Source organism: Colwellia marinimaniae, assembly GCF_002207865.1.
Classification (GTDB): domain Bacteria; phylum Pseudomonadota; class Gammaproteobacteria; order Enterobacterales; family Alteromonadaceae; genus Colwellia; species Colwellia marinimaniae.
The window spans coordinates 14,444-35,247 of the sequence record NZ_BDQM01000004.1 but is presented as its reverse complement, the minus strand read 5'-3'; the positions used below and the strand labels follow the sequence as shown (position 1 = coordinate 35,247).

17 protein-coding genes are annotated in these 20,804 nt (G+C 41.1%); 5 read left to right on the top strand and 12 right to left on the bottom strand.

Annotated elements, in window-relative coordinates; all coding sequences use genetic code 11:
- Positions 1-148 precede the first annotated feature (148 nt).
- The 4 genes from MTCD1_RS03755 to MTCD1_RS03740 all read right to left on the bottom strand — a co-directional run bounded on the left by MTCD1_RS03755 (position 149) and on the right by MTCD1_RS03740 (position 7,834).
- Positions 149-4,309: a thrombospondin type 3 repeat-containing protein gene (locus tag MTCD1_RS03755; RefSeq protein ID WP_057181228.1), complete on the bottom strand. Its 4,161-nt coding sequence runs from the start codon at positions 4,307-4,309 to the stop codon at positions 149-151.
- A 219-nt stretch (positions 4,310-4,528) separates the two neighbouring features.
- The gene (locus MTCD1_RS03750) at positions 4,529-5,131 is read right to left on the bottom strand and encodes a hypothetical protein (protein WP_057181229.1); all 603 of its coding nucleotides are present in this window, start codon (positions 5,129-5,131) and stop codon (positions 4,529-4,531) included.
- 205 nt (positions 5,132-5,336) lie between these two features.
- Entirely contained in the window at positions 5,337-7,097 is a 1,761-nt protein-coding gene (gene ggt, locus MTCD1_RS03745) for a gamma-glutamyltransferase (protein ID WP_057181230.1), read from the bottom strand.
- On the bottom strand, positions 7,097-7,834 hold the full coding sequence (locus MTCD1_RS03740) for a tRNA-uridine aminocarboxypropyltransferase (RefSeq protein WP_231733036.1): 738 nt from the start codon (positions 7,832-7,834) through the stop codon (positions 7,097-7,099). Before MTCD1_RS03740 ends, ggt begins: the two co-directional genes overlap by 1 nt.
- 118 nt (positions 7,835-7,952) lie before the next feature.
- Here MTCD1_RS03740 and rrtA point away from each other — a divergent pair, with 118 nt between their 5' ends.
- Complete coding sequence (rrtA, locus tag MTCD1_RS03735) at positions 7,953-8,570, top strand: rhombosortase (RefSeq protein WP_057181231.1); 618 nt, start codon at positions 7,953-7,955, stop codon at positions 8,568-8,570.
- Positions 8,571-8,636: 66 nt separating this feature from the next.
- On the opposite strand, the gene galE is transcribed toward rrtA, so the two are convergent.
- The 7 genes from galE to MTCD1_RS03700 all read right to left on the bottom strand — a co-directional run bounded on the left by galE (position 8,637) and on the right by MTCD1_RS03700 (position 16,318).
- Complete coding sequence (gene galE / locus MTCD1_RS03730; RefSeq protein WP_057181232.1) at positions 8,637-9,659, bottom strand: UDP-glucose 4-epimerase GalE; 1,023 nt, start codon at positions 9,657-9,659, stop codon at positions 8,637-8,639.
- A gap of 125 nt (positions 9,660-9,784) precedes the next feature.
- Positions 9,785-10,780, bottom strand: a complete 996-nt coding sequence (locus MTCD1_RS03725) for a hypothetical protein (protein ID WP_057181233.1) — start codon at positions 10,778-10,780, stop codon at positions 9,785-9,787.
- A 27-nt stretch (positions 10,781-10,807) separates the two neighbouring features.
- Positions 10,808-11,422, bottom strand: a complete 615-nt coding sequence (gene cysC / locus MTCD1_RS03720; RefSeq protein ID WP_057181234.1) for an adenylyl-sulfate kinase — start codon at positions 11,420-11,422, stop codon at positions 10,808-10,810.
- Positions 11,423-11,484: 62 nt separating this feature from the next.
- Positions 11,485-13,227, bottom strand: a complete 1,743-nt coding sequence (locus MTCD1_RS03715) for an SLC13 family permease (RefSeq protein WP_057181235.1) — start codon at positions 13,225-13,227, stop codon at positions 11,485-11,487.
- 122 nt (positions 13,228-13,349) lie between these two features.
- Positions 13,350-14,750 (bottom strand): sulfate adenylyltransferase subunit CysN, encoded by a 1,401-nt coding sequence (cysN, locus tag MTCD1_RS03710; RefSeq protein ID WP_057181236.1) that lies wholly within the window; start codon positions 14,748-14,750, stop codon positions 13,350-13,352.
- An 80-nt stretch (positions 14,751-14,830) separates the two neighbouring features.
- Positions 14,831-15,730: a sulfate adenylyltransferase subunit CysD gene (gene cysD, locus MTCD1_RS03705; protein WP_057181237.1), complete on the bottom strand. Its 900-nt coding sequence runs from the start codon at positions 15,728-15,730 to the stop codon at positions 14,831-14,833.
- A gap of 258 nt (positions 15,731-15,988) precedes the next feature.
- Positions 15,989-16,318 carry a ComEA family DNA-binding protein gene (locus MTCD1_RS03700; protein ID WP_057181238.1) on the bottom strand — a complete coding sequence of 110 codons (330 nt, stop codon included), beginning with the start codon at positions 16,316-16,318 and terminating at the stop codon, positions 15,989-15,991.
- Positions 16,319-16,644: 326 nt separating this feature from the next.
- Here MTCD1_RS03700 and MTCD1_RS03695 point away from each other — a divergent pair, with 326 nt between their 5' ends.
- From MTCD1_RS03695 to MTCD1_RS03680, 4 genes are read left to right on the top strand one after another with little or no spacing between them, the layout of a single operon-like run.
- Positions 16,645-17,541 carry a metal ABC transporter substrate-binding protein gene (locus MTCD1_RS03695; protein ID WP_057181239.1) on the top strand — a complete coding sequence of 299 codons (897 nt, stop codon included), beginning with the start codon at positions 16,645-16,647 and terminating at the stop codon, positions 17,539-17,541.
- A complete protein-coding gene (locus MTCD1_RS03690; protein WP_057181240.1) occupies positions 17,538-18,416 on the top strand; it encodes a manganese/iron ABC transporter ATP-binding protein in 879 nt (292 codons plus the stop codon). The genes MTCD1_RS03695 and MTCD1_RS03690 overlap by 4 nt, the downstream gene beginning before the upstream one ends.
- Positions 18,413-19,318, top strand: coding sequence for a metal ABC transporter permease (locus MTCD1_RS03685; RefSeq protein ID WP_057181241.1), 906 nt, complete (start codon positions 18,413-18,415; stop codon positions 19,316-19,318). The genes MTCD1_RS03690 and MTCD1_RS03685 overlap by 4 nt, the downstream gene beginning before the upstream one ends.
- Positions 19,305-20,210, top strand: coding sequence for a metal ABC transporter permease (locus MTCD1_RS03680; protein WP_057181242.1), 906 nt, complete (start codon positions 19,305-19,307; stop codon positions 20,208-20,210). The genes MTCD1_RS03685 and MTCD1_RS03680 overlap by 14 nt, the downstream gene beginning before the upstream one ends.
- 40 nt (positions 20,211-20,250) lie before the next feature.
- On the opposite strand, the gene MTCD1_RS03675 is transcribed toward MTCD1_RS03680, so the two are convergent.
- The gene (locus MTCD1_RS03675) at positions 20,251-20,778 is read right to left on the bottom strand and encodes a TlpA family protein disulfide reductase (RefSeq protein ID WP_057181243.1); all 528 of its coding nucleotides are present in this window, start codon (positions 20,776-20,778) and stop codon (positions 20,251-20,253) included.
- Positions 20,779-20,804 lie beyond the last annotated feature (26 nt).

Sequence of the window (20,804 nt, the reverse complement as noted above, 5' to 3'; positions counted from 1 at the left end):
GAATATGCCAAGGATTCAACCCCAAATATGATTTTATCGATAATCTACGGTCAATTAAAGCAAATTTTCTTCTTTGATTAACTTATTGTGATTTACTGGTAAATATAAAGGCCCTCAAAATGAGAGCCTTGCCATATTCAGTTAAAGGTTAAATTTCAGCTGTTTTTTTCAAACTCAAAGTACGTAAATAAAGTAACAGCATTAGCGTTAGCAGTGCCCAGAAAGAGACGCTACCACTACTCACTTTTTCCGGGGTAACATCCAATGAAATAGTATTGTTGTCAACCACAGCGATACCTCCGGGATCATCAATGACACCATTAGCAATACCATCGCTATCATTGGCACCGCCATCTTCAATAATTAATTTTAAACAAGTGTCACCAACATTGAGACCTACTTGATAAAGTTCACTGTGTGGCGGCGGACAAACACCATTAACAGCGGCACTAGTGGCAAGTACATTATTGCTGTCTTCAACAAAATCACCCCATTGTAGCTCGCCATTGACTTTACGATAAACAGAGTACTCAACGATGGCTTCGCTAAGCGGTAAAACAATAGCAACTGAACGACCAAAAGGGTAAATATTGTGTATTTCAAAATCAAAATATCCCATGGTATTGACTAAGCTGTCTTGCTCAACTAAGCCAGTGGCGAGTATTTCTTGCTGTGATAGTTGCAGACCATCGGAGTTTTGTAGCAGAGCAAATTTACCCAGTCTTAAGTGTAAGCCGGGCTCAGTTTCTGCCAATTTAACTACCGCAGCATTCACATGGAGTGGCTGTAGATACGGAATGGTTGAGTTATCCATATAAGCAGGTAAGCCATCTAAATCATCGTCGCTATAACCCTCAACAATGTCACTAACACCGTCTCTATCACTATCTTCGCTAGTTAATATTTTCTGGCTGACAAATAAAGGCAAGAAAAGCTGTTTAGTTTGCGACAACTCGGCACTACCACTATTGCTACTAGTACCGCTGTCAGTTACCGTGACCGTGATATTTATCAAGCCTTTATTTATCTCAGGTAAATTAACGCCATCAGCAGGGAAAACTAGCTGTAGCTCATCACTGGTAAGTACTGCATTTAAATAGTCAGGTATTTGCCACTCTATCTGATGAGTATCTTGGCTATTCGAGTCGGTAATGGTTAACACCACCCTCACCTCACCATCATTTTTAGCAATGCTAGGGACTCTTATGCCTTTTTGCCAGACCGCTATCTTGATATTAGGGGCAACATTACCTTCTGTTACCGTGATAATATGTTTTGCCTGTACGCCGGCATTAACCCCTGGTGCAAAGCTAATAATGAGCTGTTCATCAGCTTCACGTTGAAAATCATTATTGAGCTGAATATCGATATAACCAGCCGTGCCCTGCGTTATCACTATTTTATTATCGGGCACATTATAATCGGCATTATCGACCGTGCCGGTAATGGTGAATGGTACCGTCACTGGATAAGCAGGTGCTTCACCCGATAAAATGACCTCAACTCGGGCAATACCACCTTCAGCCACCACTTGCGCCGATGAAAAATTCACTAAGGGGTGAATATTTAATACTTGCGCTGTGGTGGCAATATTACCGGCCTTATCTACTGCTCGCCAAATTATGGTCTGTAAACCTGAACTAACATTCTTAGGGCCGGTTTCAAAACCCAGCGCCGTTAAACCACAGCAGTTGATACCGTCTAAGCCATCACGTACGGATATTTGGGTCAAATCGATTAGCTGCTGTAAATTTAGTAGGGTAAAGGTATGTTCAGCATTGATATGCAGCGCCTGTGGCGGGGTAATAATAGGGGCATAATCATCCAATAATGGATTTGTGTGTGCTAACGCTTCTGCTGCGTTGGTAACGCCATCAAAGTCAGTATCAAGCAGTGCATCATTAGCATCCAGTGGATTAAAATTATACAATATTTCAAATTCATCACTCATGCCATCGCCATCATCATCAAGATCGGCATTGTTACCAATACCGTCACCATCGGTATCAATATGTTCACTGGCATCTAGTGGCAGTTGGTCCTCAAAATCTAAATAACCATCATTATCATCATCGGTATCTAGGACATCACCAATACCATCGCCATCAGTATCATTTTGCTCACTGGGGTCAAAAGGAAATTCATCTAGGTGATCTGGGATACCATCATTATCATCATCACTGTCTTCATTATTGCCTAAACCATCGTTATCACTGTCTTCAAATTCGTTAGGATTGAGCGGAAATAAATCTAACGCATCGATAACACCATCATTATCATCGTCTTGGTCTCTCACATTACCAATACCGTCACCATCGGTATCAAGCCACTCTAGTGGGTCTAGCGGTAAGTCATCTTCACTATCGATATAACCATCATTATCATCATCACTGTCGGCGTTATTACCTATACCATCACCATCGCTATCTAGCCATTCTAGAGCATCTAATCTAAAGGCATCATCAGCGTCTAAAACGCCATCATTATCATCATCAGTATCGGCGTTATTACCGATACCGTCACCGTCAGTGTCGAACCACTCTAGAATATTGGTAGGAAAAGCATCGTTACTATCAGGATAACCGTCATTGTCGTCATCACTGTCAGTATTATTGCCAACACCATCACCGTCGGTATCTAACCACTCACTTGCATCTAACCTAAAAGCGTCTTGGCTATCAAGTACACCATCACCATCATCATCGGTATCACTGTTATTACCGATACCATCACCATCAGTATCTAGGTACTCACTAACATCTAGCGGAAAAGCATCGCTGCCATCAACAATGCCATCATTGTCATCATCAGCATCACTGTTGTTGCCTATGCCATCACCATCGGTATCTAACCATTCAGCTGGATTTAATGGAAATAGATCATTAACATCGAGTACACCATCACCGTCATCATCGGTATCGGTAACATTAGGGATACCATCACCATCGGTATCTGTTGTTGCTAACATATCAAAAGGAAAAGCATCGCTGCCATTAGCAATGCCATCACCGTCAATATCAGCATCACTATTATCACCAATACCATCGCCATCGGTGTCAGTATCTTCGCTATTGTCTAATGGAAATACATCACTTACATCTGGTACACCATCACCGTCATCATCTAAATCGGCATTATTACCAATGCCATCACCGTCAGTATCAATAAATTCTGTGGCATCAAACGGCGCAAAATCAGTCGCATTATCGACACCATCGCCATCAATATCATTATCGCTATTGTCACCTAGTCCGTCATTGTCGGTATCAAATTGCTCTAAAGCATCCAAAGGGAACGCGTCATTGATATCAAGGGTGCCATCACCATCAGCGTCAAGATCTGGACCATCACATATACCATCATTATCGGTATCAAGGCGCTCTAGTGGATCAAGTGGGCATTTATCTAAAGCATCGGATACACCATCACCGTCATCATCAGCATCGGCATTATTCCCTATGCCATCATTATCGGTATCTACACTTTCAGCAGCATCTAGGGGAAAGGCATCATCGACATCTAAAACGCCATCACCATCATCATCAAGGTCGGCATTATTACCTATACCATCACCATCGGTGTCATACCATTCACTAGGGTCATCGGGCCAAACATCATTACCATTGATAACGCCATCGCCATCTCTATCGGCGTCGGCATTATTACCCACGCCATCACCATCAATATCAAGTGATTCACTCGCATCTAGGGGAAAGGCATCATCGACATCTAAAACGCCATCACCATCATCATCTAAATCAGCGTTATTACCAATACCATCAAAATCTGTATCAATAGTTTCTAAAGGGTCTAGGGGAAAGACATCATAAACATCAATAACACCATCATTGTCATCATCACTATCAGCATTGTTGCCGATAGAATCATTGTCTGTGTCGATACTTTCAAGGGGATTTAGGGGAAATACGTCGAGCAAATCAGGCACACCATCATTATCGTCATCGGTGTCTTCATTATTACCTAGACCATCATTGTCTGTGTCTAACCATTCATGATGGTTTTTCGGAAAAGGATCATAAAAATTAATAACAAGATCGCCATCATCGTTATTGTCGGGGCCAAAAGGAAAACTATAACCATTATCAAGGCCATCACCATCAATATCAGGATCGCTGTTATTACCAATACCATCGAGATCGGTATCAAACCATTCAAGTGGGTCATTAGGAAATAGATCGATGGCATCATCATAGCCATCACCATCGGTATCAATAGCAAAGGCACTACTACTGATGATAAGTAAAACTATGCTTAAAAATTTAAAGCAACGTATTTTATACTTCAACACACGCTTCTCCAAAAAAAGTGGCACCTAGAGTAACTCTAGGTATTTATGTCAATTAACCTTAGATACAACTTTCAGCTGGAATGACTGAAAATCGCATCTTTAAGTATCCTGAGTATGTAAGGATATAGCGCTAAGTTTAGCTGCAAAAAACTGACTTGAATTATTAAAATTTAAATTATACTGGTAAAGTACTGCCCTTTACTGACAGTGAATTGCCAACTAATAGCCTATCTGGCGACCAAAGCGATAATTAAAACCAATGAATAAGGTACTGATACTGCCGAAGTCAGAAAAACTTGGGTAATGCTTAAAGCCGATGTGCATAGCAGAGTTTTTGCTGAAGCTTTTTTGTAAAGAGATAGAGAGCACCGGATTGATATCACCTTGCTTAGCAAAGAAAATATCATCCCGGTCAAAGTCGGGTCTAAAGACAAGTTTATGTTCGCTGAGGTTAACCGAAGCACCTAGTTGCAACTCAAACATCAGACTATTAATGAGTTTGTCGTAAGATCTTGGGTAATAACGATAACCTAAAGCTAAGTCGATTGTTTGCAAGCTAAATTCAAAACCGGCTTTATCCCAAACATCACTGATATCATCTAAATCGGCAATCGTTACATGTTCAAAACGGTGGTAACTTACCTGCCAATTAAACGCCTTTTGCTGAAAAAATTCATCGCCAATTGAAAGGCTATAACCAAAACTGGTCTCTTGATCGACTTTATGCAATTGCACTGAACTTTCAAGTGCATGACTATTGCCATGAAAGATGACCATAAAAAGGCACAACAGTTGTGCGATATACTGAAGGTTTTTCGCCATTACTATTTTACTCCTGCCAACAATTTGTCGGTATTAGAGGTACAACATATAAATAGAGTTAAGCAAAAATCGCACCAAAATAAGGTGCGCTGTTAGAATTAATCATGGTTTCGGGGCTATGACCATACGCTGGGCGCGTATATTCCCCTGCGGTTAACAAAGTAGCCTAGTGCGTCGGCATATTGATATTATTTCAACGCTAGGTTTAACGCCCTAACGCCAGTCCTTCACGGCGCGGATCTGCACCACCGACAAGTCCGTCTTTGGTCACTTCAATGCCGTGTAAACCACTATTTAGTGGCCTAACGTTCACCCTATGTCCTCTTGCTTCCAAGGCTGGCTTTAACTTGGCTATAGCGGTATTTTGCTCTAACGTGGTGACATAGTTGCGGTTAGTCACTTTAGGTAAGTTAATCGCTTGTTGTACATTGAGCTGCCAATCTAAAACACCGACAATGGTTTGCGCGACATAATTAATAATACGGCTACCACCGGGGGCACCGATCACCAAACGTAATGAATTATCTTCATTAAAGACCATAGTAGGTGCCATCGAGCTGCGTGGTCTTTTTAACGGTTCAACACGATTAGCAACCCACTGACCATCACGCTTTGGCGCGAAGGAAAAGTCGGTTAGTTGATTATTTAAAATAAAACCCTGTACCATTAAAGCCGAGCCAAAACCATTTTCAATACTGCTGGTCATGGAAATGGCGTTACCTTGCTTATCAACAACGACCAAATGCGTAGTAGAGGGTCTTTCAATAGCGTTATCATCGGCAAACTCTAAACTATTTTGTGGACTACCCGCAACGGCCTGGCCCATATCTCTGTTTTCATCAATTAAAGCGCCACGTTTCGCTAAGTAATCAGCGGCGAGTAAACCGGCAATGGGCACACTAACAAAATCACTATCGGCAATATATTTATTCCTATCGGCAAAAGCTAACCGCGCACTTTGCGTTAATAAGTGCACCGCCTGTAATGAGTTAGGCGGATATTGCGCAAGTTCAAAGGATTGCAATTGCGCTAATATTTGAATAACGGTAATACCACCAGAGCTTGGCGGCGCCATGCCACACACCTTATATTGATGATAAGGTGCACAAACAGCAGCTCGCTCTATCGCTTGATATTTTTTCATATCATCAAGACTTAACAGTCCAGGAGAAATGATTGCATGTTGCACTTTTTCGACAATTTTTTTCGCTAGCCAGCCCTGATAGAAAACCTCAACACCCTCTTTAGCAATACTGCGCAAGGCTTTGGCAAGCTGAGGGTTCTTCAAAGTATCACCGGTTTTTATGCCAATACCATTGGGTGAAAAATACTGCTTAATTTCTGGCAAGGTATGTATGCCTGGATTGAAATTCATCCCTAGTAATTTTTCTAAACGCTTCGAGACAATAAAACCGTTATCGGCTAAGTCAATCGCTGGCTGAAATAGCACCGACCAAGGCAGCACACCAAATTGTTGATGAGCTTGATTAAGCGCGGCAAGTAAACCCGGTACACCAACCGATTTACCACCAACAACAGCATCTACCCAATTTAAGGGTTTACCCTGTTTATTTAAAAACAAGGCACTGCTTGCTTGTTGCGGCGCCGTTTCTCGGCCATCAAACGTGGTTAATTGTTGTTTTTTATTATGCCAATGCAAGATAAAAGTACCACCACCAAGGCCTGATGATTGTGGCTCAACTAAACTCAGCACCAGTTGCGCGGCAATAGCGGCATCCACAGCACTACCACCTTGTGCAAGCATGTCCACACCGGCTTGACTTGCATAAGGGTTAGCAGCAACGACCATATATTGCTTGGCAGAAACCGCTTTTTTTTGATTAAAGCCGGTTGCAGCTTCGGGTTCACGAATTTCACCTTGTGCTTGCGCTGCTTGGCTAAGAAGAAGCTGAGCAACAATCAATGTTAGCGTATAAAAACGTTTTAAAAATGCATGATGTATCATCAAGTTTCCTCAGGGGTTTTATGCTCAGGTCTAAAAGATAACTGAAATTGGTTAAATTGTTGAAATTTTTCCAGTAAAGGCTGATATTTACCGGCATGTTTCGGGCTCACTGGCAAATCTTCATTACCCTGTTCAAGAAGGGCTAAAGCATAACAGCTTGCTTCTAAACTAGATAAGGCATTTTTTTTCGCGACTTTTCGAATATGGTATTGCCCTGCATTGGCCAAATGCTCAGGCAGGCACACTTGCGGTAAATGTTGCAAGGTGGTTGACAACATAAACATACGATAGGCTTTTTTCCAAGTTGCATCGAGAATAACGAGACAAATAGGCTTAGTATTATCTGCAATAATATACTGATTTTTTTCTGCACTAGACCGATGATTAGTCAATTGCGCCAGTAAGTTAATATCCAGAACATGTGCTTGCTCACCGGGATAGAGCAAGACTGGCTGATACTGCGCCATCACGGATAAAAAACTAGGCATAGTATCAACAATTTCACCAACCAGTACCTGGCACTTGCGTAGCGATTTCGCTAATAAAGTAACCGTACCTTTAGTGTGGCATTCTTCACTCGGGTGTTGTAAAACCACAAGGTGGGTATCATTTGCTATATCAGTAGTAAAAGCACAAATACAAGCAATTTTAGGCCGATGACAGCTAGGGCAAAGCGTTCGAGACATAGGTAAATAAATTAAAGCACTATTAATAAAGCAGTCATTGTATACTTTCATTAATTTTTTATAAATCCATATCTTATAAATACCAAATAAACACTCGACCAACCGCTGACTATAAATTGATATGTGATTTATAAGCAATTGATAAAATTAACTAATAGCCATTAAATACATGAAATTTACCGTTAAAAACTTACCTTTTGCCAAGCAACACAGCCTGCTCGTGTTAACCGTTGCCTTTTTGGCTATTCTGGCTTTTTTGTTCGATACCGCCCTGAGTACACCTTTAGTTTACCAACAGCAATTAATCAGCCAAGGTGAACTATGGCGTATTTTTACTGGCCATTTCTTGCACACTAATGGCTTTCATCTGCTATTGAATTTGGCGGCATTAATACTGTTATGGGCATTGCATGGCCAATTTTACAGCTTAAAAAATTACAGCCTGTTATTTATCAGTTCGGCTTTAACGTGCAGTGCCGGCTTGTACTTTTTTTCCCCTGATATCCGTCAATATGTCGGCCTCTCAGGGGTATTACACGGAATTTTTATTTTTGGTGCCATGATGGATATCCATCATAAAGATAAAACTGGCTACCTGTTATTCATCGGCGTCTGGTTGAAAATAGCCCATGAGCAGTTTTACGGGGCCAGTGAAGACGTGTCGGCCTTGATTGATGCTAGTGTGGCAATTGATGCGCATTTATGGGGCGCAGTCGGGGGTTTAATATTTAGCGGTATGTATTTTCTTTATCATTTAAAGAGTAAAAAAAAGACCAAGAGCAGTTAGCTGTTAGTCTTTCGTTATGATGGCAACGGGTATATATATTGTTAACTGGCTGATAGCCTATTAGCTTTAAAAACCATTAGGATTTTCTGACTGCCAGCGCCAGGTATCTTGGATCATAGCGGTTAAGTCTAGCTTGGCTTGCCAACCTAATAGTTCATGGGCTAATGAAACATCAGCATACACGGTCGCTAAATCGCCAGCTCTACGCGGCACGACTTGATAAGGAATAGGCTTTTTACTGATGTCTTTAAAGGTATTAACAATTTCTAATACTGAGGTACCGTTACCCGTGCCTAGGTTAATTGCCTGACAACCTGTTACCGTGCCTTTCGCATGACCAAGACTTTCTAACGCTTTGACATGACCTTGCGCTAAATCAACCACATGAATATAGTCACGCACGCCAGTACCATCTGGGGTATCATAATCATCGCCAAAAACTTGCAATTGCGCTAAACGCCCCACGGCAACTTGGGCAACATAAGGTAATAAATTATTAGGGATACCGTTTGGATTTTCACCAATTAAGCCCGATTGATGGGCGCCAATCGGATTAAAATAGCGTAAACAAGCAATGGACCACGCGGGATCACTTTTGGCTAAATCAAAGAGGATATTTTCCACCATTAACTTAGTTTGACCATAAGGGTTAGTCGCTGAAGTTGCCATGGTTTCAGTTAAAGGAGAAACGTTATTGCCATAGACTGTCGCTGAAGAGCTAAACACTAAGTTTTTAACATTATGCTCGGCCATCACTTGCAATAAAGTTAAGGTACCGGCGACATTATTTTGATAATAAGCCAAGGGGATTTGATTGGACTCACCTACCGCTTTAAAACCAGCAAAGTGAATAACTGCAACTATATCATGCTGGGTAAATATTTGCTCTAAGGCATCGACATCACAGATATCTGCTTTTATGAAAGTCACGGTTTTATTGGTGATAGTTTCCATACGCTCAAGCACTTTAGTGGACGAATTTGATAAATTATCGACAATAATTATATCTTGCTCATTACTGCTTTGTAGTAATTCTACTATGGTATGACTACCAATATAACCGGTGCCGCCTGTGATTAATAAACTCATGGTATTCCTTACTCTTATCATTTACTTGTTAAAAGCTAATAAAGCCGTGCAACCTAATAGCACTATTTTAACGCTTAGTTTTTCACTTTGATAGTAGTTTCTGACCTTGGTACTTGCTATTTGTTTCACTGTTGATAATAACTGCTAACTTGGTTAATAAATTCATCTAAGCGACTTTTGGGTAAAGCATTAACCCCCGCGGCTGCGGCTCTACCGCCGCCAGTTGGAAACTGAGCACAAAGTTCACCGGCGCCTTGTTTATTATTTAACGGTGCACGTAAACTTACCGTATAACTTTGCTCGCGTTCTTCACTCTGGGGTGTTTTCGGCGGATTGAGGGTGATAACGATATGAGCTTTATCGGGTGCTTGATTAGCCAAGGCGTTACCAAAAACGCCACTGACTCGTCGAGCCCAAGGGGCATCTTCAAGGACAATAGTCTGCACCAAGTCATTATCACTCAGTACTTTAGCCGCTTCAGCCTTTTCCATATCAGCTAAATAGGCTGTTTTCAATTGGCTAAAAATAGAGTCTTGTTGCGCAATTAATTCAAAGGGGTCTGGGTAGTGGGTTAATAGCTTAAATAACTCTGCTGGATGAAAATGTAAATCACTGAGCGCCTGTCCATAGCCGTTGTAATTGATATACGTGCCGAGCTCATTAAGTTGTCCTTGCTGTAACTCAGATAAAGCAACTTTTTTTGCTAAAGCTCTGGCACTAGCATGCATATTATCACCATACGCTGCCGCTATTGCCCAGTAGACATATTTACCGTTAAGGTAGTCATTGATTAATAAACTAGTACAAGTATTGGCATCCGTATCAAGTATGCTGGTGAATAAAGGTGATTGTGGAATATCACCGGTACGATGATGATCAACATAAAATACCGGCACTTGTGCCGAAAGTAAATGTTGTAACGCCTGACTGTTTTTTTCTAAAGAGATGTCTAATACGGTTACCGAAGTGGCTTTGCTGCTATCGACTTGTTGCAATAAGTTAATATCACGCTTAACACCCGTGATCAGCTGATAAGGTGCTTGCTCATGACCTTGAGCTAAATGAAGCTGTAATAAAGCAATGATGCCATCGGCATCACCATTAAAAACATTATAATGCATGGAGGTGATTTTCCGTTTTAGTGCAGCTTAATTCAAGTTATCAACGCTAATAAAATTATGCTCGATTAAGTAAGCGACAATTTGCTCGGCGCACTGCTCAATTGAGTTTTCTGCTGTTTTGATATGAATTTGCGGTGCAGCAGGTACATCATAGTTTGAATCAATGCCAGTAAAGTCCTTGATCTCCCCAGCTCGTGCCTTTTTATATAAACCTTTAGGATCACGCTGCTCACAAACACTTATTGGCGTATCAATATAAATTTCAATAAATTCTCCGGCGGCAAGTTTCGCTTTTGCTAGTGCTCTATCACTGGCAAATGGTGAAATAAACGCGGTTGAGACAATAAGGCCGGCATCAAGAAATAACTTGGCGACTTCAGAAATTCTGCGAATATTTTCAATGCGCGCTTCATCACTAAAACCTAAATCGCCATTAAGACCATGGCGGACATTGTCGCCATCGAGTAAATAACTATGACAGGAATATTTATACAATAAAGCATCAACGGCATTAGCCACGGTAGACTTACCTGAGCCACTTAAACCGGTATACCAGAGTAACGCTGGCTTTTGTTTTTTCAACGCGGCGCGTTGCCCTTTACTGATGTGTTGGTTATGCCAAACGGTGTTTTCTGTTTTCATTATGAAACTCTTGTTAGGTAATTGACGGCATTAAGTACACGTTCAAGCGGTACTGCAATGGCTTAAAAAGGGAAAACTAACGGGATCATCAAGATCACGGTAATAGAATAAATAATGGAAATCGGTAAGCCAAAACTGACAAAGTCTTTTAATTGATAGTTACCGGCATTATATACCATGACATTGGTTTGATATCCGTAAGGGCTAATAAAGCTGCCACTAGCAGCGAAGGCCACCGCCATAACAAAGGGGGTAGGATCAACACCAAGCCCTAAGGCAATATTGTAAGCAATAGGAAAGGCTAACGCTGCTGCGGCACTGTTAGTGATCAGCTCGGTCATGATAAGGGTCAAGATAAATATAACCACAAAAGCCAGGTAGGTACTGTGGCCGAATAACAAGGCCTCAATGTTTTGCGCAAACATGGCGGCTATACCGGTATTTTCCACCGCCGATGCCAAGGTTAACGCCCCTAAAACTATCATCCATATCTCTAAGGGGAAACGACGCTTTATTTCATTGACCGAAAGCGAGCCACTAAAAATCAAAAAAGCTAAATAAACAAATAAGCAGCTAAGTAGCGGTAACGGGGTACATACGGATATTAGGATACTGGCGATAAAGCCCCAAACTGTGGTGTGATCACGCCAGCCATTGAGCATATTATCGGCTTGATGACCCGATAATATGTAAAAGTTTTTCGATAGATTCGCTCGAGTAGAAAAATCTTGACCAACGGCTAATACCAGAAAATCACCTGGTTGCAGCACTATATCACCCAACTTGCCCGATAAAGCACAACCTTCTCGGCGCACGGCCACTACGGCAGCATCAAAGCGAGCACGGAAACCGGCACTTTTTAAGGTTTTTCCAGCAATAGTGGAATCGGCTTTAACCAGTACTTCCGTTAGATTATCACGCAATAAGTTATCCCGCAGTAAATTACCTTGCTCGGCATATAAATTTAAGCCATCAAACTGCTGTAAGGTCAGTACTTTAGAGATATCACCACTGAAAATTAGTTTATCCTGTGCTTGCAGGTTTTCTTCTGGCTTCACTGGTGAGATTAATCGTCCCTGACGGACTATTTCAACTAAAAACAAAGCGTCTAAATTTCTCAGGCCATTCTCTTCAATGCTTTTACCTATTAAGCTTGAGGTCTGCGCGACCTCGGCTTCGAGTAAATAATCATTGGTGACTAATTCATCATCAACCATGTTGGGTAAAGAGCTACTGCGCAGTAAAATAACCGCCAAACATAATACAAAAGCCGCTAAACCAATTAAGGTAAAATCAAAAAAATTAAAACCTTGATGGCCTTGCTTAATTAATAAACTATTGACTATAAGGTTGGTGGATGTGCCAACTAAGGTCAGTGTTCCGCCAAGAATTGCAGCATAAGAAAGTGGTAATAATAACTTACCGGCGTTAATGAGCTTATTTTTTTTCACAGTATTAATGAGTGTGGCGACCACAGCCGTGTTACTCATGATAGCCGATGCCAAGGCGGTACCGAGTAATAAACGTAAGGTGGATTTCGTTTCAGAGCCGTTAAAAACCCCGGCAGATAAGCGCCGTAAAATACTGGTGCGTTCAAAAGCGAAAGAACATATCACCAATAAAACCAGCGTCACTAGACCCGGGTTAACCGCATTACTCAGGATGTCATCAACACTGACAAAAGACAAAGCCAAACACACGAGTATAGTCACGGAGAAAACTCGCTCTGGTACTTGGCTGTATTTAACTAAGCTGATAAAGGTGCCGAAAAAGACAGCTATCATCAACCACTGCTCTATTGTCATTGTTAAACCTCATAAAATAACAAAGTAGCGCGAACAAGTTCCCGCTGACAAATCATTTAACTTGTCGGCGGGATTTTAATCGCGCTTTAGGCTTGTAGGCGGGATTTTAATCGCGCTTTGAGTTATTTAGTGATGTCGCGTGCACCCCAGTGTGGGAACTGCTTGCGAACTAGTGCATTCAACTCTAATTCAAAGCTTGAGTACTCATGAGTTTGTTCATCAATAGCATGATTAATCATACCGGCACCAACAGTGACGTTACTTAATCTATCGATGATGATAAAAGCGCCCGTAGCTCGATTGTCTTCATAAGCATCAAAATGTAAGGTTTCACTGGTAACAAAGTTAACGATACCTATGTCATTAATCGCTAATTGTGAGCTAGGCAATTTTTCCATGGTATTAATGTCATACTTGCTAGCAATACTTTTAGCATGACCGGTCGTCATTTTACTGCCGTGCTTGATATAGTATTCACGACCGGGCTCAAGTTCATTTTCATGCATCCAGACGACCGTGGCACTAAACTCTTTCGCTGAAATAGGCAAGCTGCCTTTTTTAACAATGCTTTCACCGCGACTGATATCAATTTCATCTTCAAGGGTTAACGTTACCGCCATGCCTTTATCCGCACGTTCTAAATTACCATCAAAGGTGACAATTTCTTTTATCACACTTTCTTTACCTGATGGTAATGCCACTATGGTATCGCCAACGAGGACATGACCTGAAGCCACAGTACCGGCAAAACCGCGAAAGTCGAGATTAGGACGGCTAACTAATTGTACTTGGAAACGAAATTGAGTGAACTCTTCTTTGGTCTTAATATCTATGGTATTAAGCAATTTCATTAAGGTTGCGCCCGGATACCAAGGCATATTTTTACTTTCGTCAACCACATTGTCGCCATTTAACGCTGACATAGGAATAAAACGGATATCAGAAAATTCAAGCGACTCAGTAAATTCACGGTACTCTTTTTTAATCGCTTGGTAGCGCTCTTGTGAATAATCAACCAAATCCATTTTATTAACGGCAACAATAATGTGTTTAATACCTAATAATGAACAAATAAAGGAATGACGACGAGTTTGAATTTGCACACCATAGCGAGCATCAATCAAGATAATGGCGATATCACAGGTTGATGCACCAGTCGCCATATTGCGGGTATATTGCTCATGACCTGGGGTATCAGCGATAATAAACTTACGTTTATCGGTAGAGAAATAACGATAAGCAACGTCTATGGTAATGCCCTGCTCACGCTCAGACTGTAAACCATCCACTAATAACGCTAAATCTATATTATCACCGGTAGTACCTGATTTTTTTGAATCTTTTGCAATGGCAGCAAGCTGATCTTCAAAGATCAACTTTGAATCATGCAATAAACGACCAATTAAGGTACTTTTGCCATCATCGACACTACCACAGGTCAAAAAACGTACTAACTCTTTGTTTTCATGTTGCTTTAAATAAGCTTGAATATCTTCTTCGATTAAGTCTGATTGGTGACTCATAAGTTGTCCTTGGGAAATTTTTTATCAATTCTCGTCAAAAAATGGTGCTAAAAAGTAAATGCAGGCTTAGCTGTTAATATTTAAAAATACCCTTCCATTTTTTTCTTCTCCATCGAACTAGAGCTATCGTTATCTATCACGCGCCCTTGACGTTCAGAGGTCTTGGTTAATAACATTTCTTGAATAATGGCAGGTAACGTATCCGCAGTTGACTCAACCGCGCCCGTTAGTGGGTAACAACCTAGCGTTCTAAAACGCACACTCTTCATTTGAATTTCTTCATCTTCACCAATGGGCATACGATCATCATCCACCATGATCAAGGTACCGTCACGCTCAACCACTGGACGTACCTTGGCTAAATAAAGCGACACAATAGGAATACTTTCTAAATAGATGTACTGCCAAATATCAAGTTCAGTCCAGTTAGATAACGGGAAAACACGGATGCTTTCGCCTTTATGGACTTTACCATTGTAGATATTCCACAATTCAGGCCGTTGATTTTTTGGATCCCAGCGATGGTTTTCATCACGAAAAGAATAAACACGTTCTTTCGCACGTGATTTTTCTTCATCACGACGGGCGCCACCAAAAGCGGCATCAAAACCGTATTTATTAAGCGCTTGTTTCAAGCCCTGCGTTTTCATGACGTCAGTATGGGTAGCACTACCGTGGGTAAATGGCCCCATGCCCATAGCCATGCCTTCGGGGTTTTGATGAACAAGCAATTCAAAGCCATACTCTTTCGCTATTTTATCGCGAAAGACTATCATCTCTTTAAATTTCCAGTTGGTATCAACGTGTAATAATGGGAAAGGAATTTTACCTGGCGCAAAGGCCTTACGGGCAAGGTGCAATAATACCGCGGAGTCTTTACCAACAGAATAGAGCATTACTGGGTTATCAAATTCAGCCGCTACCTCACGAAAAATATGGATAGACTCGGCTTCAAGTTTTTTTAAATGGGTTAAATTCATCTGCTAATACAAACTCTATGAGAAATCAATAAAGCTATAATGACATAAATAGAGTTAACTTCTATATAACAAACGCATTAAATATAACTAAAAGTAATAACTAAAAGTAATAACTAAAGGAAATAATTAGCTTAGGTTTTTATTACCAGGTGTCCTGCAAGCCGCTGTTCATCATTTATAGCCGCTAATTTTTTGCCCTTTAAAAGTACAAAAAAAGTCAGCCTAGGCTGACTTTTAAAGATAATATCGCCACTGCTATTAAATACTTAAGCGCGATTTATTGGCTTTCACTATCTTTTCACCAATACCACTGACCTTAGTTAGTTCATTTATCGATTTAAACCTACCAAACTGCTGGCGATAAACAATAATGGCTTGAGCTTTGGTATGCCCTATACCTTTTAGACTGAGCAACTGCTCGAAAGTTGACTTATTAATATTAACCATGCTTTGCTGTTGCCTGACCTCGGTTTTACTCGCTGATACGGAGGGAACATCTTTAGCATGGCTGACGACCGTGCTTATTGACAAGAGTAAAGCTAATGATGCAGTAAATAACGCTCTAGTAAGTACATTTGATTTCTTCATATAGTTCTTCCTTGATATGGATTATAGGGGTGAATGCCAGTTAAAATTTAACCCTTAAACTGTATAACTAATAAGTCGCTAGCTTAGCTAGTCACTCACTAGGTTTAGTTGTCATGCTTGCTAAAGTCAAAAATAATTTAGCGCTAACAACACTAAAAAATGCACGTTTTATCACTAAAAACGTCCCTGCCCTGATCAGCACGCCCCCATTGACTTGATAGCTAAGCCAAACAACAATTGCAAATGATAATCATTATCATTGCTAACTTCATGGTTAACTGCTAGCATTCATTTATCTCTTTACGCCCCTTAAAAAGGAAAGATATATGGCGCGAATTTTTTACCTGCTTTCATTGATGATATTACTAACGAGTACCACGATGGCAATGGCCGAGCCGACTAAAAAGTTTAAAGTACTCACTAGCTTTACCATTATTGCCGATATAGCAAAAAACATCGCCGGTGACGTAGCTCAAGTTGAGTCGTTGACTAAAGTCAATGCCGAAATTCATAATTATCAGGTAACGCCGAGTGATATCCGCCGAGCCGTTGATGCTGATTTGCTGTTATACAATGGCTTAAATTTAGAACGTTGGTTTGACAAGTTTCTTAATAACCTAGCGGGTGTTCCTAGAGAAGTGATCAGCAAAAACATTATTCCCTTAGGCATTGGTTTAGGGCCTTATAAAGGCAAACCGAATCCCCATGCTTGGATGTCTGCTGACAATGCCATTATTTATATTGACAATGTCCGGGCAGCCTTGGTGAAACATGACCCTAAAAATACTGCCACTTATAATAACAATGCCAAGATCTACACCGCTAAGTTACAAGCAGAGTTAGCGCCATTAAAGCAGCAACTTAGCCGTATTCCAGCAGAGCAGCGCTGGTTAGTGACCAGTGAAGGCGCCTTTAGTTACTTGGCCCGAGATTATCAATTAAAAGAGCTGTATTTATGGCCGATTAATGCCGATGCTCAAGGTACACCACAGCAAATAAGACACGTCATAGATAAAATCAACGCGAATAACATCAACACAATATTTAGTGAAAGTACCGTGTCGGCGAAACCTGCTCAGCAAGTTGCTCGGGCTACTAACATACACTACGGCGGCGTACTTTATGTCGACTCTTTAAGTAATAAACAAGGTCCTGTGCCCAGTTATATCGAACTGCTCAAAGTGACTTTAACGACTATACATCAAGGGTTACTCCAGCAATGAAAGGTTTAGAAGTTAACAATATTAGTGTCAGCTACAACAATGGTCATTGCGCATTAGTTAATGCCAGTTTCACCTTACCAATGGGCTCAATTACCGCCTTAGTCGGTATTAATGGTAGCGGTAAATCAACCATGTTCAAAGCGATTATGGGTTTTGTCTCTCTTAGCCAGGGTCATGTCGAAATATTGGGGCTAACGGTTAAAAAAGCGTTAAAAAGCAATCTAGTCGCTTATGTGCCACAAAGTGAAGAAATTGATTGGCATTTTCCTATCTTGGTTGAAGACGTGGTTATGATGGGTCGCTACGGTCATATGAACATGTTTAGGCAAGCGAAAGAAAATGATCATGTACAAGTGGAGCAAGCCTTAGCTCGCGTTAATATGAGTCAATATCGCTACCGTCAAATCAACGAGCTTTCTGGTGGCCAGAAAAAACGCATTTTCCTTGCCAGAGCACTCGCGCAAGAAAGCCAGGTTATTTTACTCGATGAACCCTTCACCGGCATAGATGTACAAACAGAAGAGCAAATAATGGCCTTACTCAGGGGCCTTCGTGACGAAGGAAAAATCATGTTGGTATCCACTCATAATTTAGGCAGTGTGCCTGAGTTTTGCGATAGAACGGTATTCATAAACAAAACCATTTTGGCGCAAGGTGAAACCAAGCAGGTTTTTACCCAAGAAAACCTACAAAAAACCTTTGGCGGCGTCCTACGTCACTTTGTTTTGGCGGGTGATACGCTTCATAAAGATGATGATGCTAGGCAAGTGACTATTTTATCCGATGATGAACGTCCGGTAGTGCTGTACGGAGAGCAAGATAACAGTAAATTGCGCCGCCATGCTGATAGCGCCAGTGAGGTTATTGAACAATGATTGCCGAGCTACTTAGCCCCTTTAGCTATGATTACATGGTTACCGCTATGCTGGTCAGTGCCCTAATTGGCGGTGTTTGCGCCTTTTTATCGGTGTATTTAATGTTAAAAGGTTGGTCGCTGATAGGAGATGCTCTCTCTCATTCTATCGTACCCGGTGTGGCTGGTGCCTATATGTTAGGGCTACCTTTTGCCCTTGGTGCCTTTTTTTCTGGTGGTTTAGCGGCAACCACCATGTTATTTTTGCAACAAAAATCAAAACTAAAAGTAGATGCCATTATCGGTTTGATTTTCACCTCCTTTTTTGGCTTAGGGCTATTTATGGTGTCCCTCTCACCAAGCTCAGTCAATATTCAGACCATAGTGCTAGGCAATATCCTAGCAATCACCCCACAAGATACGGTGCAATTAGTACTAATCGGTGGTATTTCTTTAGCAATTTTATTAGTAAAGTGGAAGGACCTAATGGTGGTTTTTTTTGACGAATACCACGCCCGTAGCATAGGTTTAAACCCTGGGGCACTTAAAATACTGTTCTTTACTTTACTCAGTGCCTCGACTGTGGCGGCGTTGCAAACGGTCGGTGCTTTTTTAGTGATCGCCATGGTGGTCACTCCTGGGGCAACCGCCTACTTACTCAGCGACCGGTTTGTCAATGTACTTAAACTGAGTGTTGCTATCGGTACTAGCAGTGCTTTTTTTGGCACTTATTTAAGTTACTTTATTGATGGTGCCACCGGCGGCGTTATCGTGTTATTACAGGCAAGTATATTTCTGCTAGCTTTCGTTTTTGCCCCTAAATATGGTTTGCTCGCCAGTAAGAAAAAAAAGCGTCAGAACTTGAGCCAAAGTGCGTTAAACAATAATAAGCCAGAGCAAGAGGTGGAAAATGTCATTGTTTGAACCTCTATTAACCAATAGTTACTTAGCTTTATTATTGGAGCCTCTGCAATTTACCTTTATGGTGCAAGCCTTCATCCTAGTGATACTGATAGCGATACCAACCGCCCTATTGTCTTGCTTTTTAGTACTCAAAGGCTGGTCGTTAATGGGCGACGCCATTTCACATTCAATCTTACCTGGGGTAGTTATCGCTTATATCATGGCAATCCCCTATGCCATAGGAGCCTTTATCGCAGGCATTTTTTGTGCGCTAGCCACTGGTTATATTAAGGATAATTCGCGTTTAAAAGAAGATACCGTAATGGGGGTGGTTTTTTCTAGCCTGTTTGCCTTAGGTCTAGTAATGATGAGTAAAATTGAAACGGGTGTGCATCTGGACCATATTTTATTTGGTGATCTTTTAGGACTGAGTTGGGAAAACATTATTGAATCAGCCGTCATCTCAATAGCTGTGATTGGCTTTATCGTGATTAAAGGTAAAGACTTAGTGGTTTATGTCTTTGATCACCAGCATGCAAAAGCCATTGGTTTATCGGTAAAGTTTTTACATTACAGCTTACTGGTCACCTTATCTTTAACAATCGTCGCATCATTAAAAGTGGTTGGCATGATCTTGGTGATCTCTTTATTGATAGCGCCAGGTGCTATTGCTTTTTTATTAAGCAATAAATTTAGCCATATGCTCTGGTTAGCTGTGCTTATTTCAGTGTGCTGTTCAGTCACTGGTGTTTATCTGAGTTTCTTTATTGATAGTGCACCCGCGCCAACGATAATATTGCTGATGGCAGTGCTTTTTATTCTGGTGTTTAGTTACCAACAAATTAACAGCGCCATGATGAAGAGGCAAGCAAGGTCAAACAGTGACACCAGCACAAAAACGTCCGCATGGTAAGCTGATGTCATCCGCCAGTCAGTGCCAACTTATCAGCAACCTAGTGCCAAATTATTTTACTTAATTGCGCTTGCCCTTCAGCTAAAGTCATTTGTATCACTTTATTATCTTCATCAACACTGATTAATCGCGGTATGCCGCCACCAGCAAACCTTTTATAAATACTACGGTCTTCATCAATCGCTAGTGCAACGTTAATACCATGTTTATCTCGCCAAGCTTTAACCGTTGCTGCATCTTCTTCTCTAGCAATAGCAACAATTTCTATGCTGTTATCTTCGAGTAAAGGCGAGTTATTTAACGCAGCCAGTAAGCGGTTAGAATCCGTACACCAGGTGGCAAAGAGCACAATTAACTTTTTCTTATCTCGGCGATGTAAATTCATTTCAACACCATCAATGGTGGTAATCGAATGAATGGGTAATATATCCCCGCTAGTAATATATTCAGGGAATGTCTTGGGCTCAGTATTGACCAATACACCTGGGCTTTGACATGCCGACAGGACTAACCATAAACAGGCAAGTGTGCTTAATTTAATGGTGTTATTAATGAGCTGTTTTAACATGTAAAATCCCTATGTAGTCGTTGTTA